Genomic DNA, 15867 nt, shown 5'->3' with positions numbered 1-15867 from the left:
GCGATGACGATGGACGACCCGCAAGCCCGCGCCGGCCGGCACGCCGGTGTGCGCGACCGGCTGCAGCCCGCGCTGCTCGACCGGCTGACCGACGAAGCGCCGCAGCGCACGGCCGATCCGCCCGGCACACAAGCGATCGGCGCCGAGCGCCTGCGCGCGGCCGTGCTGCGCGATCTCGCGTGGCTGCTCAATACGCGCAACGCCGAGGACGGCTTCGTCGACTGGGCCGCGTTCGCGCACGCGCAGGCCTCGGTGCTCAACTACGGGATGCGGCCGCTCGTCGGCAAGCCGATGTCGGGCGTCGAGCGGATGTCGGTCGAGGCGTCGATCCGCGACGCGATCGTGCGCTTCGAGCCACGCATCGCGCCGGATAGCGTCGAGGTCCGCAGCGTCGCCGATGCATCGGACGGGCGTGCCGGCGAGCGGCGTCACAACGTGCTGCTGTTCGAGATTCGCGGCACGCTGTGGTCGATCCCGCATCCGGTCGAATTCGTGCTGCGCTCCGACCTCGATCTCGAGACGGGTGCGATGTCGCTGCGCTCAGCGGCGGGAAACTGACACGATGGATACGCGCCTGCTCGACTACTACAACCGCGAGCTCGCGTACCTGCGCGAGCTCGGCGACGAATTCGCGCAGCAGTTTCCGAAGGTCGCCGCGCGGCTGCGGCTCACCGAATCCGGGCCGCCCGATCCGTACGTCGAACGGCTGCTCGAAGGCTTCAGTTTCCTCACCGCGCGCGTGCAGCTGAAGATGGACGCCGAGTTTCCGCGCTTCACGCAGGCGCTGCTGGACGCGGTATATCCGGGCTATCTCGCGCCATTGCCGTCGATGGCGATCGTGCGGTTCGCGCCGATGCTCAACGAAGGCAGCCTCGCACAGGGCTGGCGGCTGCCGGCCGGCACCGCGCTGCGCGCGCGGCCCGCCGCGTCCGAGCAGACCGCGTGCGAATTCCGTACCGCGCACGACCTGACGCTGTGGCCGCTCGAGCTGACCGATGCGGCCGTCACCGGTGCGCCGTCGTGGCTGCCGCGCGGCGCCGTGCCTGCGCGCCAGGACGTGCGCGGCGCGCTGCGCATCCGGCTCAAGGCGCGCGGCGGTGCGAAGTTGTCGCAACTGCCGCTCGACCGGCTGACGTTCCATCTCGCGGGCCCCGAGCGCGACGCGCTGCACCTGCTCGAACTGATCGCCGCGCATGCGCTCGGCGCCGTCTGCCACGACCCGGGGCAGCCGCCGCGCTGGCTGCATACGCTCGACGCCGATGCGATCGTCCATGAGGGCTTCGATCCGGCGCAGGCGATCCTGCCCGACGACGGGCGCAGTTTCCACGGCTACCGGCTGCTGCGCGAGTATTTCGCGTTTCCGGCGCGCTTCCTGTTCTTCAGTATCGGCGGGCTGCGCGCCGCGCTCGCGCGCGCCACCGGCGACGAATGCGAGCTGACCGTGCTGTTCGATCGCCACGACGCCGCGCTCGAGGCGGCCGTCGATGCGCGGCATCTGGCGCTGAACTGCACACCGGCCGTGAACCTGTTCGCACGTCGCGGCGACCGGATCCTGTTGCAGCCGGGCGCGCGCGAGCATCATGTCGTCGTCGACCGCAGCCGGCCGCTCGATCACGAGGTCTATGCCGTGCAGCGGCTCGCGAGCGAGCAGCGCGACGATGGCCAGTCGCGCGAATTCCGCCCGTTTCATGCGTCGTTCGCACGCGACGACGGCAACTACGGCGCGTACTACACGATGCGGCGCGAGCCTCGGCTGGTGTCCGCGCAGGCACGCGCGAACGGCACGCGCACCGGCTACGTCGGCAGCGAAACCTACGTGTCGCTCGTCGACAGCCAGTGCGCGCCGTACGACGAGACGATGCGCTACCTGTCCGTCGACACGCTGTGCACGAACCGCGATCTCGCGCTGCTGCTGCCGCCGGGCGATGCGAACGCGTTCACGCTGCGCATTTCGGCGCCCGTCGAGCGCATCGTCGCGATTCGCGGCCCGTCGCGCCCGCGCCCGCCGATCGCCGACGCGCAGACGGCCTGGCGGCTCGTCCGTCATCTCGGGCTCGCCCGGCAAACGCTGACCGATCTCGACGACGACGAGGGCGCGCATGCGCTGCGCGAGCTGCTCGGCCTGCACGCCGACCCGGCCGATGCCGCGATGCGCCGGCAGATCGACGGCGTGCGGCGCGTCGCGTTCTCGCCGGTGTTCCGGCGGCTGCCGGCGCTCGGCCCGCTGATGTTCGGACGCGGCGTGCAGGTCGACGTGATCGTCGACGATCATGCGTTTTCCGGCGACAGCCCGTTCCTGCTCGGCGCGGTGCTCGAACAGTTCTTCGCGCGGCATGTTTCGATCAATGCGTTCGCCGAATGCGTGCTGACCAGCGTGCAGCGCGGCACGCTCGCGCACTGGCCCGCGCGCATCGGCCGGCGGCCCGCGATATGAAGCACGGCACGCCACCCGGCGCTCGATCGGCCATCGAATCCGCCCGCCGCGATGCGTGGTGGGCGCGACTGCGCGCCGCACCGCATGGCTACGACCTGTTCCAGGCGTTGCGCTGGCTCGACGCGCTGTCGTCCGGCCGCGCACCGCTCGGCCATGCCGCGCGGCCGCGCGACGAACCGGTGCGGCTCGGGCAACAGCCGTCGCTCGCGTTCGCGGCGTCGATGGTGGCCGGCGCGTACGATGGGGACGGCGGCGCTACGCGGCCGCGCATCGCGATCCACGGTTTCGGGTTGTTCGGACCGAATGGTCCGCTGCCGACCCACCTGACCGAATACGCGCACGAGCGCGCGGCCCAGCATGACGACCCGACGTTCGCCGCATTCGCGGACCTGTTTCATCACCGGCTGATCCTGCTGTTCTACCGCGCGTGGGCCGACGCGCAACCGACGGTGAGCCTCGATCGTCCCGGGCGCGCGCGGTTCGACGCGTATGTCGCGAGCCTCATCGGGCGCGCCGCGCATGACGACAGGCCGGCCGCGCAGGCCGAGGCGGAACGCACGGCCGCCGACACGCTCGCGCCGCATGCGCTTTATTTCCACGCGGCTCATCTCGTGCGGCACACGCGCAACCCGGAAGGGCTCGTGCAGATCCTGAGGAGCCATTTCGGCGTCGACGCGCGCATCGTCGAACACGTACCGCGCTGGGTCGCGATCGAGCGCTCGCAGCGCTGCGTGATCCGTGCGACGCGGCCGACCCTGCGCGTCGGTGGCGTCGCGCTCGGCATCGCGGTGCGCGACGCGCAGTCTCATTTCCGGATCGTGCTCGGGCCGCTGTCGCTCGACGCGTACCGGCGCTTCCTGCCGGGCGGCCCGCACGCACGTCAGCTCACGCACTGGGTGCGCGAATACGTCGGCATCGAGTTCGACTGGGACGTCCAGCTCGAACTGGCGGCCGACGCGGTGCCCGCGATCGCGCTCGGCGCGCCGCAGGGCCTCGGCCGTACCGCGTGGCTCGGGCAGCGGCTCGACGTGGGGCCCGCGCGCGATCTCGTCGTCCGTTACGACGCGCGCCGTGGCGGGCCACCGCGCACCGGCGCCGTCCCTCATCGCGAAACCGCCTAAACGGGAACCGTCATGTCCGATATCGGCCGCGTCAACCTGTTCGGAAAGCTCAACCCGCTCCTCTACGAAACGCTCGAGCAGGCGACCGGATTCTGCCGGCTGCGCGGCAATCCATACGTGGAGCTCGCGCACTGGTTCAAGCAGCTCCTGCAGCGGCCCGACGGCGACCTGCAGCGCGTGCTGCGCCGGTTCGAGATCGACGAGGCCGCGATCGAGCGCGGGCTCGTCGCGTCGCTCGATCGGCTGCCGCGTGGCGCGGGATCGGTGTCGGACCTGTCCGTGCACATCGACGACGCGGTCGAGCGCGCGTGGGTCTATGCGACCTTGAAATACGACGCGACGCGGATTCGCGGCGCGGTCCTGCTGCTCGCGATCCTGAAGACGCCGCAGTTGCGCAACGTGTTGTACGCGATCGCACGCGAGTTCGAGCGCATCGTGCCCGATGTGCTCGCCGACGAACTCACATCGATCGTCGACGGTTCGCCCGAGGCGCAACCGGCCGTGCGTGCCGATCCGGGCTCGGGCACCGGCTCCGGCGACGCCGCGATGCGCGGTGTGCCAGCCACGGAAGGCGCGGCCCTGGCGCGCTTCGCCGTCGACCTGACCGCCCGTGCGCGGGCAGGCGAGATCGACCCCGTCGTCGGGCGCGACGCGGAGATCCGCCAGATCGTCGACATCCTGCTGCGGCGCCGCCAGAACAACCCGCTGCTGGTCGGCGAGGCCGGCGTCGGCAAGACCGCCGTCGCGGAAGGCTTCGCGCTGCGAATCGCCGCCGGCGACGTGCCGCCGTCTCTGCGAGACGTCGCGCTGTACCTGCTCGACATCGGGCTGCTGCAGGCCGGCGCGAGTGTGAAGGGCGAATTCGAGAGCCGCCTGCGCGGCGTGATCGACGAAGCGATGTCGTCCGAGCGGCCGACGATCCTCTTCGTCGACGAGGTCCATACGCTCGTCGGCGCGGGTGGGGCGGCCGGCACCGGCGACGCCGCGAACCTGCTGAAACCCGCGCTCGCGCGCGGCCTGCTGCGCACCATCGGCGCGACCACCTGGTCCGAGTACAAGCAGTACATCGAGAAGGATCCCGCGCTGACGCGGCGCTTCCAGCTCGTGCACGTGCTCGAACCCGAGGAGGCCGCCGCCGTGACGATGCTTCGCGGTCTCGCCGCGAAGCTCGAAGCGCACCACCGCGTGCTGGTGCTCGACGATGCGCTGCAGGCCGCCGTGACGTTGTCGCATCGGTACATCCCCGCGCGGCAGTTGCCGGACAAGGCGATCAGCCTGCTCGACACGGCCTGCGCGCGCGTTGCCGTCAGCCAGCACGCGGTGCCCGCGCCGATCGAGGATGCGCGCCGACGCATCGACGGCCTGCGCGTCGAGCGGGAACGGATCGCGCGCGAGTGCGCGCTCGGCACCGGCGACACCGCGCGGCGCGACGCGATCGATGCCGAGCTTGCCACCGTGCAGACGGAGCTCGATCGGCTCGATACGCGCTGGCAAGCCGAGCGCGACGCATTGGCCTCGATCGTCGAATCGCGCGCCGCGCTGCTCGACGACGCGCCGTCGCGCGAGCTCACCGGCGATGCACGCGCCGATGTCCTGTCGCGCCTCGCTGCCGAGCAGCAGGCGCTCGCCGAGATGCAGGGCGACGCACCGCTCGTGCTGCCCGCCGTCGACACGCATGCGGTCGCCGCCGTCGTCGCCGACTGGACCGGCATCCCGCTCGGCCGGATGGTGCGCGACGAGACGCAGGCCGTGCTCAAGCTCGCCGAGACGCTCGGCGAACGCGTCGTCGGCCAGCACCATGCGGTCGAACTGATCGCCGAACGGATTCAGACCGCACGTGCGAAGCTCGACGACCCGACCAAACCGCACGGCGTGTTCCTGCTGTGCGGGCCGTCCGGCGTCGGCAAGACCGAGACCGCGCTCGCACTGGCCGACACGTTGTACGGCGGCGAGCGCAACGCGATCACGATCAACATGAGCGAATTCCAGGAGGCGCACACGGTATCGACGCTGAAGGGCGCGCCGCCCGGCTACGTCGGCTACGGGCAGGGCGGGGTACTCACCGAGGCCGTGCGTCGTCGGCCGTACAGCGTCGTGCTGCTCGACGAGATCGAGAAGGCACACCGCGACGTGCACGAGATTTTCTTCCAGGTGTTCGACAAGGGCTGGATGGAAGATGGCGAAGGACGCGACATCGACTTCAGGCATACCGTGATTTTGCTGACGTCGAACGTCGGCGCCGATCGCGTGATGCAGCTGTGCCGCGACCCCGAGCGCCTGCCCGACATGCAGACGCTTGCCGATGCGCTGCGCGCGCCGCTGCTCGACGTGTTCCCCGCCGCGCTGCTCGGCCGGCTGACCGTCGTGCCGTACTACCCGCTGACCGACGCGACGCTCGCACGCATCGTCGAGTTGCAGTTGCGGCGCTTCGAGAAACGGATCGACCAACATCACGGGATCCGGCTTCGCTGCACCGATTCTGCGACCGCGCTGATCGTCGCGCGCTGCAGGACGATCGAATCCGGCGGCCGCATGGTCGACGCGATCCTCACGCAGACCGTGATGCCGCGCATCGGCCGCGCGATCCTCGAGGCCACGCTCGAAGGCCGCACGCTGACGTCGATCGAGGTGAGCGCCGCCGGCGGCGAATTCGCTTACCGGTTCGACGAGGAGGAAACGACGTGAATCGCGTATTCACACTCGACAGCCCGCATGGCGACGACCTGAAGTTCCACACGCTCGACGGCAGCGACGAACTCGGCCGCCTGTTCGAATTCCGGATCGAGGCGCTGGCGGACAGCCACAGCCTGTCGCTGAAGGACATGCTCGGCAAGCCCGTGACCGTGCGGATCGAGCAGCAGGACCTGTCGACGCGCTACCTGAACGGCATCGTCGCGCGCGCGACGCTGGCCGGCCGGCGTGCCGAGCGGCACTACGGTTACGAACTCGTCGTGCGGCCATGGCTGTGGCTCGCGACGCGCCGCTCCGATTGCCGGATCTTCCAGAATCGCACCGTGCCCGACATCGTGCAGGAGGTGCTGGCGCCGTATGGCTTTCCGATCGAGAACAAGCTGACCGAATCCTATGCGCCGCGCCAGTACTGCGTGCAGTACAACGAGACCGATACCGCGTTCGTGTCGCGGCTGATGGAATTCGAAGGTATCTATTTCTATTTCCGGCACGCGGCGGACAGTCATACGCTCGTGCTGTGCGATGCGATGTCGTCGCATGTCGCGTTGCCCGGCTACGAAACGATCCCGTACATCGCGCAGGATCGCACCGCGATCGCCGACGAGGAGCACATCGACGGCTGGCTGCCCGCGCAGGAGGTGAGCGTCGGCAGGCATCAGACGACCGACTACGACTATACGAAGCCGCGTGCGGATCTTTCGGCGCAGAAGGTCGATCCGCGTGGGCATGATCACGACAGTTTTGCGTCGTTCGAATGGCCGGGCGGGTATCGCGACGATGCGCCTGGTGCCCATTACAGCCGCGTGAGACTCGAGGAGCAGCAGGCCGAGCATGAGCGCGCGAGTGCGGATACCGACGTGCGCGGTGCCGCGCCGGGGTATCTGTTCACGCTCGCGCATTGCCCGCGTGCCGACCAGAATCGCGAATACCTGATCGTGCGGTGCCAGTACCGGTTTCAGGAGAACGCGTATGCGAGCGATCAGGGTGCGGAGGCCGTGGTGCATCAGACGATGATGCTCGTGCAGCCGTCGAGTTTGCCTTACCGGTCGCCGCGTGAGACGCCGCGGCCCCGCACCAATGGGCCGCAGACGGCGACCGTCGTCGGGCCGGCGGGCGAGGAGATCTGGACCGACCAGTATGGGCGCGTGAAGCTGCAATTCCGGTGGGACCGGTATGGGCAGAGCAATCAGGATTCATCGTGCTGGGTGCGGGTGTCGAGTCCTTGGGCTGGGGGCGGCTTCGGTGGCGTGCAAATTCCACGTGTCGGCGACGAGGTGGTCGTCGATTTCCTCAATGGTGATCCGGATGAGCCGATCGTGACGGGGCGGGTCTACAACGGCGAGAAGATGCCGCCGTGGGGATTGCCGGGCAGCGCGACGCAGAGCGGGCTGCTGTCGCGGTCATCACCGGGCGGGACGACCGACCATGCGAATGCGTTCCGGTTCGAGGACAAGAAGGGCGCCGAGCAGCTGTGGATGCATGCCGAGCGCAATTTCGACGCGGAGACGGAGGCCGATCACACGCTTTCCGTCGGGAACAACCATACGCATACGGTCGGGAACGACGAGACGATGCAGGTGAAGAACAACCGGCAAAGGAGTGTGGGGCAGAACGAGACGGTGAATATCGGGCAGAACCGGGTCGCGCAGATCGGGGTGGACGAGACGCATGGGGTGGGGGGGAACCGGACGCGAACGGTCGGCAAGAACGAAACCGTGACGATCGCCGCGAATCGCGACGCGACCATTGGTGGAATACATACCGAGACGGTTGCGAAAGCCAAGACGGAAACGATCGGCGAAGGCAAGACGCTGAATGTCGGACAGATGTATCAAACGACGTCGCAAGACATGAAGACGCTGGTTGCGTCGTCGCATACCGAGGAGATCGGCACGCGGACCTCCACGATCGCCAAAGCCCATACGCACACGGTCGGCGGCGAACACACCGTCAACGTCGGCGCGAACCATACGACGAACGTGCAGCATCAGGTACTCGTCAACGCCGGTGATCAGCTTTCGCTCGTCTGCGGGATGTCCAGCATCGTGATGAAGCGCGACGGCACGATCACGATCCAGGGTGTCAACGTCGCCTCGACCGGCACGAACACCCACTGCGTGAACGGCAAGACGGTGACGTCGTCGGCGACCGCCGAACACACGGTCGAAGGCGCGATCCTGAAACTGAATCCATAACGGAGGCTCGCACGAATGCAGAACTGGCAGCCGACCAATCCGATAGAACGCAGGTTCATGGATGCGCATACGGACTGGATGAGTTTCGCAAAAGAGCAGGATGCGCGATTGATGATCTGGCAGACCGACGAGACGGATTCGGAGCTCGTGCGGCTCTATTTCCAGGTTCAGGACGAGACGTCGTGTGCGGTCAGGACGATGCGCGCGTCGTTCGTCAATGAATCGGGTTATGCAACGGCATTGACGGATGAACTCATCGCGTTCTACGACAGCCGGCGAGAGGGGGCCGATGCGCAGGGCGTGCGTGCGGACTGGCAGCCGCCGTATGACGACGGCAAGAATCCCGTGCTGTATCTGTTCGCGGTTGCCGACAGCCTGATGCAGCACCATCCGGATGTTTTTCCGGCGATGGTATTCGTGCTGGAACCGGCCAAAGTGCGGGATGACGCGGCATGGGTGCGATGGATGGACGATTTGCTGTCGATCATTGCGGTCGCGCCGCAGCTCGCCGAGCGCGTGCGTTTTGTCGTGCCGCGTACGGATATCGCGCCGTTTGCTGCGTTGATGCAACGGCATCGTGCTGCGGTGCGGGTCGTGCACGGCAAGTACTCGATGGCGAGCGTGCCACGTGAATTGCTGGCGGAATCGGGCGAGCGGGGGCCGAGCGGGGAGTTTCGACGGCATTTCGTGATGCTGACGGAGATGATCGAAGGCGGTAATCCTTCTCGGCTGGAGGAATTGCGTGCGGCGGCACTGAAGGTTGCTGAGCGCGAGCAGTGGTTTGATCAATGCGTTGTCGTGCATCTGATTGCGGGGGCGGCGTATCTGAAGTGGCGGGATCGGGAGCGGGCGATCGAGGCTTACCAGAGCGCCGCCAGCAGCGGCATGCGCGCGGTGGAGGCGGGACATCCGGCAGGGCACAAGCTCGTCGCGAACGGGTTGTTCGGCGAGGCGAGCGTACATTTAACGCACAAGGATTATGCGCACTCGGCTTATTGCTACGAACGTGCGACGGCATCGACTACGGCGGCGAAGGACGGGTTGATGACGGTCGAGGCGTGGCGGATGAGCGCCGTGTGCTGGGAGCGGGCAGGGGAGCGCGAACATGCACTGGAGGCCGGATTCAATGCGCTCGATGCGGGGTTGATGATCGATGAGTCGATGCGGTCGAACAGCAACCTGCCGATGGTCGTCGAATGGATGGTTTTGCAGTTGGGTGCTCAGGACCGGCGGCGCAACGCGTTGAGCGAGAAAGTCGCGGCGTTGCGTGGTGGGCGCTGAGCGCGAACGAGGGCTGAAATCGTGGCACTCCCGGCCGTCAAGCATCTCGATCCAGTCGTCGGCGTCGACGTTCATTCGGTGCTGGTTACCCCTGGGACACCGCCGGTGTTCCTGCCGCACCCTCATGTCGGGTTCATGCTCGATCTGCGTGAGTACGTTCAAGCTGCAAAGGCCGTGGTCGGCTGCATTGCAATGATGATCGTGCAGGAGAAGGTGACCGAATACATCGAAGATCATCCCGAAGATGTGGAGAAGCTGGCGCATCTGGCCGATGAGGCGAACCAGCAGGTCAATGACTTGATGGGTGGCGGCAAGCTGCCGGACTTCAAGGACGACCCCAACGTCGCTGAGGGGATGCGGCTGGCGAACGAGGTCAACAAGATCAAGAACCGCATAAGCGATGATCTTGGTTCGAACGTCGGGTCGGGGGGAAGCAGCGGCAGGCCGATTTTTGTGAACGGGATGATGCGGGCCACGGCCGGGACGCATGCTTATCACGTACCGGGGTTGCATTTCCCGCTTGGAGAATCGTTTGCTCCGCCTGACAAAGTTGAACCGTCGAACGACGGGGAATCGTTCATGGGCAGCAAGACGGTGCTCGCCAACAACGATCCGATGTCGTACATGGCGCTGGAGGCGTTGAGTTGCTGGTCGGTCGGGATGGAGCCGCCACCGCATAACAGCGCGCATACCGATCGGACTTATCCGTCAATGCCCAGTTCGGTGATGTTGCCGATTCCGGCAGGGCGGCCGGTGTTGGTAGGCGGGCCGCCGATCATGAACATGGCTGCGGCGGCGAAGGGGTTGTTCAAGGCGTTTCGGGGATCGGATTGGGCAAAGACGTTGGCCGATAAGCTGCATTTGAAGTCAGGGTTCCTGCGATGCAATGTGCTCAAGGCGGAGCCCGTTGATGTGACGACGGGAGAAGTGGTTGTCCAGCAGAGAGATTTCACCGTAATGGGGCGATTGCCGCTTGTGTGGGAGCGGCATTACGCAAGTCACAACACCCATGGCGGGACCGTCGGAGCAGGTTGGCAGACACCGGCTGACATCCGACTGGATCTGATGCCACACGAAGGTGCGATCGGTGCCGCTGCGCACTTCCCAGATCACGCAACCGCATTCAACGTGACACCAACAGACAACGGATGGTCCGGACGTACATATGACTGGCAGCATGGCCACGCGTTGTACTGCGCCGATGGACGAATGTTTCTGCGTACACGCGAGGGCATCGAGTACGAATTCGTACTGCCTGCTCGTTGGAGAGAAACAGCCGCATCACTCAATGGCGCCTCTCCGCTCACATTGCCACTGGATCGCATGGCAGATCTCAACGGCAATGCGTGGGTATTCGAGCGCGATTTGTCGGGCAGTCTCGTTCGTCTCATCGAGTGGAGGTGCGACGGTCGAGCCGAGCGCCTGGTCAAGTGCGATACAGGACGTGGCCCCGACGCGGGACTACTGAAAATGCTAACGCTGATTGATGCGGAGGGAAACGCTCATCCGCTAGTGAGCTACGACCACGATCGAGAACGCAATCTGGTGGCGGCAATCAACGCAATGGCGCATCCCCATCATTTCGAGTATGCGACCGAGCATCGGATGGTAAATCACACGAGCGCACGAGGTACGTCGTTCTACTACAGCTACCAACGGGGTGACGGCGACGCGTGGCGTGTCGATCACGCGTGGGGCGACAACGGCCTGTTCGATTATCGCTTTGGCTATAACCGCGTGCGGATGGAGACGCGGATCACCAATTCGCTCGGATATACATCGTTCATACAAATGAACGAGCGTGGGATACCTTTGGTGGAGATAGATCCAGTCGGAGGTGTGACCGGATATCGGTATGACGAGCAGGACCGTGCAAGTATGGAGATTGATCCTGCAGGCCGCGTGACAACGTGGAAATACGATCCGCATGGAAACTTGCTTGCACAGACGCTGCCGGACGGAAGTGTATTGGGTGCTGAGTATGACGCAAATCATCGAGCTATTTGCGTAATGGCCTCGGTTGACCGGCAGTGGCATTATGAGTGGGATGACAAAGGCAATCTCATCAAGCATACAACGCCATCGCACGCGATTTCATGCTACGCATACGATTCATACGGACAGCTTGTTTCGCATATCGGGCCACGTGGTGCGGTTACGAAATTTGAATACAACCGAGATGGATACCTTGCGACGTTGACAGATGCACTGGGTAATCATACCCATTACACGAGTGACGCACGAGGTAATTTCATTCGAGTCGTCGATGCACTCGGCCGCGCTAGTCAATATGAATATGACCGAAACAGCAACCTGATACGCTCGATCGAGCCTGGTGGGCGCGAGGTCAATTGCGTTTACGATTCAGAAGACAATCTTGTGCAATACCGTGATCCGTCGGGAAACGTGACGCAGATGGAGTACTCGTCACTGGGAGGAATCGCCAAACGAACGGCTCCAGACGGTCATATCGTCGAATACCGGTACGACACTGAAGATCAACTGATCGGTGTAGTTAACGAACGGGGGGAGCTCTATGCGCTGAAACGTGATGCGCTGGGGCGGATTGTCGAAGAGATCGATTATTGGGGGCAGCGGCGGCGCTATGAATACGGACCAGCAGGAGAACTGCGGCGTAGCATCGACCCATTGCAAAGAGCAATTGAATACGATTGCGATGTGCTTGGCCGTATCGTTACAAAGCGGGTTCCCGATGCTCGGCAACCCAAAGGGGTGCGTACCGAGACGTTTGTCTACGATAAAAGCGGCGATCTCATAGTGGCCGAGAACCCGGATTGTCGCGTCGCCCTTCGATACGACTTTGAAGGGCGACTTATCGAAGAAAGGCAAGGCGACAATTTCACAATTGCATTTGCATATGACCAATCAGGTAATCGTGTCGAGCGCCGCACGGTATTTTCTACACCTGAATGCACTGCTCCGCATGTCGTGCGTTACGGTTACGACTTGCTCGATGCGGTTGTCTCAATTCAGATTGATAATGCATCACCGATCACTTTGGAGCGCGATGTACTTGGACAGGTCGACTTCGAAAACCTCAACTCGAATCAACGGCGGCAGCTAACATATGATTCAGATGGCCGTCTTGCCAAGCACGTATTGCATGCCGGCACCGGCACACTCTTTACAAGCGAGTATGCCTATGACGCGAATGGAGAATTGATCGAAATAAGAAACTCACAGTTCGGTAGTGAGCAATTTGAATATGATCCCGTAGGGCGCATAACTCGTCACGTCGATCCTTCCGGTAAACTACATCGTTTCCTGCACGATCCAGCAGGAGATTTGTTGAGGACACGCATTCACCAAAGTCTTGAATCAGGCGTAGCACGAGAGGGATCCAGTAATAACGTATGGTGGCGAGAAGGCAAACACAACGGTTGTCACTACACGTTCGATAGCGCCGGAAATATGGTGAGTAAGCGAGATGACAAACAGGATCTGTGGCTGTCATGGGATGGTGACGGACTATTGCTAGAAACGATCGCGGAGCGACGGACCGCAGAGGGCGCCTCACAGGTTATTACTCAGTATAAGTACGATGTTTTTCATCGACGAATCGGAAAATATTCCCGCGAAATTCATACCGCGGATCAAGCATCTGACACCTCCAATTTCATATTATCACGCCAGAGTCGATTTTTTTGGGACGAGAATGTACTGGCAAGGGAAATATCTGAAATTGATGGTGCCGGCGACCGTATTGATGAAATGAAGGTCGCGCAAAACGTCGGGGATCGGGAGTGGTTCTACTATCCAGATACATTTTGGCCGCTTGCCATCGTTCATCAAATAACCCAACGAGATCAGTCAGCACCCTACAAATCAACTGAAACGAGAGCGCAGGATAGTGATGCGATATTTTTCTTTCACAATCATCCCAATGGGGAGCCTTTATGCATCACCGATGCATCGGGAAATATCATCTGGAAGAGTGACAATGCAGGGGCAGCTGAAAATTCCGCCCATTGGAAATATGAAACATTCTACCAACCCCTTCGACTCCAAGGTCAGTACTATGACAGCGAATCCACTCTTCGCTACAATCGCTTCCGGTATTTTGACTCAAGCATCGGCGCCTTCATATCACAAGATCCAATTGGACTTGCATGCGGGATAAATCCATACAATTTTGCCCCTAATCTCCAGGGATGGATTGATCCACTCGGATTAAATGGGGTGTACATTTTTATAACTACAAGAGGAAATACTTACATCGGGAAGGGGAAAAGGGGACGCTACATGACTTCAACGCGATGCCGCACAAAGCAAGACGGAAGTCATGGTGACGCGCAACGAAGACTCGGCCCCAATAAAAAACCAGCCGAGTACTACGACAACGCAGTTTCAAAGGGTAGTCACACTGACTTGAAGCCCATCGCCACTCGCAATCGTGTTAGTCCTCGTGACTTCGCCGAGATGGTTGAAGCCAGATTGATGGCAATGAACGGATTTCCAAACAATCCAAATTTGCTGAACGCCGTCAACTCAGCTGGCGTGTCGAGGTACAATGCTGCCAGCTCTCAAGTCAAAAGCGCAGCGGACGCGGCCGCACAGGGTATAGCGCGTACTTTCAACAGCAAAGCACCAGGATCAGGACGATAGGCGAGAATATGAGCGAGATAATTATTTCAGATTTGGTAAACAGCAAGGACGGCAACGAAACCTATCTTGGATTTTACAACGTGACGAGAGACGCTGAATATTACTACGGGCAAATTCGTCTTACGTGCTCTACGTCAGTTTTTTACGAATTCGCAGACCTCATTAAAAAGCACAAATGCGATACCATCAATTTGGTTGGATCAAATCCTGATAAATTTAGGTTTTTATATAACAAAATACCCGGGAAGGACGGAATATGCAATTTGAGCATTTTGGATGAGATCGGCTCGGCTATCGACAGTGATTGGGATTTATCTGACCTTTCGAATTTTAAAAATCTAAAATCCCTGTCGGTTTACTCTCTAAATCACCTCAAAAGCATCGATCTGTCCCCTCTATCAAAAAATCTGGAGAGGCTTATTTTTCAGTACAAGGGAAAAAAATTTAACTTGACAGATTTTGAGAATATCAAGGCACTCAAGATTTTTGATTTCGACGAAAGCGATTGCACCCCGATATCGTCAATCCATTCAATCAACAGAATCGCCATAATTAACTCAAAGATAAAATCACTATCCGGGTTAAATGAAATTCGCAGTTTAAATATGCTCTACATTGATAAAGCAAAAAATCTAAATGATTTTTCGGCAATCACTGAAATGCCTAATGTTGAACACCTATGGTTCGGATCGGGGGTGAAGAATGCAGACTGGGATTTCCTGTCAAAAATGCCACAGCTCAAATCTCTTCATGTCGACAAGACCAAGGATCTGCTATTCCTAAAAAACCTCCCCAATCTTGAATTTTTTACTGCCAATAAGACCGGAAGTGACGACATGACTCCGCTTATGGAGCACCGTGGCATAGAGAAGGGAGTGGGCAGGCCCTTCCCATTTATCATTTAATTTCATCTCAAAAGTAAACGGCGGTTCTCGCATAAATTCGCCTCACGAGAACACATCGCTCCGTAAAGCTGCGCTACGTTCGGGTTATGTTAAACGACATGCATTTCAGTGATCGGAGTAGGCGATAACAACACAATCGTGATTGCACAGTACGTACCGGATCTCATCCGTCGCCGGTTGTCGACGCAGGAGCATTACTGATCGGGGCAACTTCCTTGCGTTCTCAGCCGATTGTGATGACGTCGATGGCTTACTTGTTGGGTGTGGTGCCGCTGGCTCTGGCGACAAGATCGAAAGACCGACGCGGGATCGGGACCAGTATGATCGGGGGCGTATTGGCCGTGACGATGATCGGGCTTGTGTTTGCGACGGTCTCGTTTCGTGTGGCGGCGTCGGTTGGGTAACTCGGCGGTGAAGCGGGATGGCCGCCGGGATGAGACTGGTGGGGGGGAGTTTAGGCAACGACGAGCCTTGATGGGACTGAGAGACGAGGATTTTCTAGCAGATTCATACTATTTTACATAACGTGAATTATCGGTATGACAACTGGTGTAGGTCCCAAGTTCAGATGTCGCGTTTCCGCTAAATAAAAATGCCGCGTTTTGGCCTGTAGG

The 15867-nt window shown here is 61.5% G+C and carries 9 protein-coding genes; all 9 read left to right on the top strand.

The annotated features are described in order from the left end of the window. The first annotated feature begins 9 nt into the window (after nucleotides 1–9). The 9 genes from tssE (at nucleotide 10) to ACV22W_RS00420 (ending at nucleotide 15657) form a co-directional block, all read left to right on the top strand. Nucleotides 10–558: a type VI secretion system baseplate subunit TssE gene (gene tssE / locus ACV22W_RS00460; RefSeq protein WP_448017242.1), complete on the top strand. Its 549-nt coding sequence runs from the start codon at nucleotides 10–12 to the stop codon at nucleotides 556–558. 4 nt (nucleotides 559–562) lie between these two features. Further along, nucleotides 563–2434 (top strand): type VI secretion system baseplate subunit TssF, encoded by a 1872-nt coding sequence (gene tssF / locus ACV22W_RS00455; RefSeq protein WP_448017241.1) that lies wholly within the window; start codon nucleotides 563–565, stop codon nucleotides 2432–2434. Continuing rightward, nucleotides 2431–3555: a type VI secretion system baseplate subunit TssG gene (gene tssG / locus ACV22W_RS00450; protein WP_448017240.1), complete on the top strand. Its 1125-nt coding sequence runs from the start codon at nucleotides 2431–2433 to the stop codon at nucleotides 3553–3555. Before tssF ends, tssG begins: the two co-directional genes overlap by 4 nt. Nucleotides 3556–3567: 12 nt before the next feature. Beyond that, the gene (gene tssH, locus ACV22W_RS00445) at nucleotides 3568–6240 is read left to right on the top strand and encodes a type VI secretion system ATPase TssH (RefSeq protein WP_448017239.1); all 2673 of its coding nucleotides are present in this window, start codon (nucleotides 3568–3570) and stop codon (nucleotides 6238–6240) included. After that, nucleotides 6237–8441, top strand: coding sequence for a type VI secretion system tip protein TssI/VgrG (gene tssI / locus ACV22W_RS00440; protein ID WP_448017238.1), 2205 nt, complete (start codon nucleotides 6237–6239; stop codon nucleotides 8439–8441). The genes tssH and tssI overlap by 4 nt, the downstream gene beginning before the upstream one ends. Nucleotides 8442–8456: 15 nt before the next feature. Then, nucleotides 8457–9722 (top strand): hypothetical protein, encoded by a 1266-nt coding sequence (locus ACV22W_RS00435; protein WP_448017237.1) that lies wholly within the window; start codon nucleotides 8457–8459, stop codon nucleotides 9720–9722. Nucleotides 9723–9743: 21 nt separating this feature from the next. Further along, entirely contained in the window at nucleotides 9744–14348 is a 4605-nt protein-coding gene (locus ACV22W_RS00430) for a DUF6531 domain-containing protein (protein WP_448017236.1), read from the top strand. 8 nt (nucleotides 14349–14356) lie between these two features. After that, the gene (locus tag ACV22W_RS00425; protein WP_448017235.1) at nucleotides 14357–15253 is read left to right on the top strand and encodes a hypothetical protein; all 897 of its coding nucleotides are present in this window, start codon (nucleotides 14357–14359) and stop codon (nucleotides 15251–15253) included. Between the two features lie 215 nt (nucleotides 15254–15468). Continuing rightward, a complete protein-coding gene (locus ACV22W_RS00420) occupies nucleotides 15469–15657 on the top strand; it encodes an efflux RND transporter permease subunit (RefSeq protein WP_448017234.1) in 189 nt (62 codons plus the stop codon). Nucleotides 15658–15867 lie beyond the last annotated feature (210 nt).

It is taken from the genome of Burkholderia sp. AW49-1 (genome assembly GCF_053427845.1).
Note: the sequence above shows the minus strand (reverse complement) of the source record. Positions and strands in the feature narration are given on the sequence as shown.

What these genes read in the sequence shown, in the direction of transcription:
- tssE (WP_448017242.1), top strand. Translation starts at nt 10, where the DNA reads ATGGACGACCCGCAAGCCCGCGCCGGCCGGCACGCCGGTGTGCGCGAC.
- tssF (WP_448017241.1), top strand. Translation starts at nt 563, where the DNA reads ATGGATACGCGCCTGCTCGACTACTACAACCGCGAGCTCGCGTACCTG.
- tssG (WP_448017240.1), top strand. Translation starts at nt 2,431, where the DNA reads ATGAAGCACGGCACGCCACCCGGCGCTCGATCGGCCATCGAATCCGCC.
- tssH (WP_448017239.1), top strand. Translation starts at nt 3,568, where the DNA reads ATGTCCGATATCGGCCGCGTCAACCTGTTCGGAAAGCTCAACCCGCTC.
- ACV22W_RS00435 (WP_448017237.1), top strand. Translation starts at nt 8,457, where the DNA reads ATGCAGAACTGGCAGCCGACCAATCCGATAGAACGCAGGTTCATGGAT.
- ACV22W_RS00425 (WP_448017235.1), top strand. Translation starts at nt 14,357, where the DNA reads ATGAGCGAGATAATTATTTCAGATTTGGTAAACAGCAAGGACGGCAAC.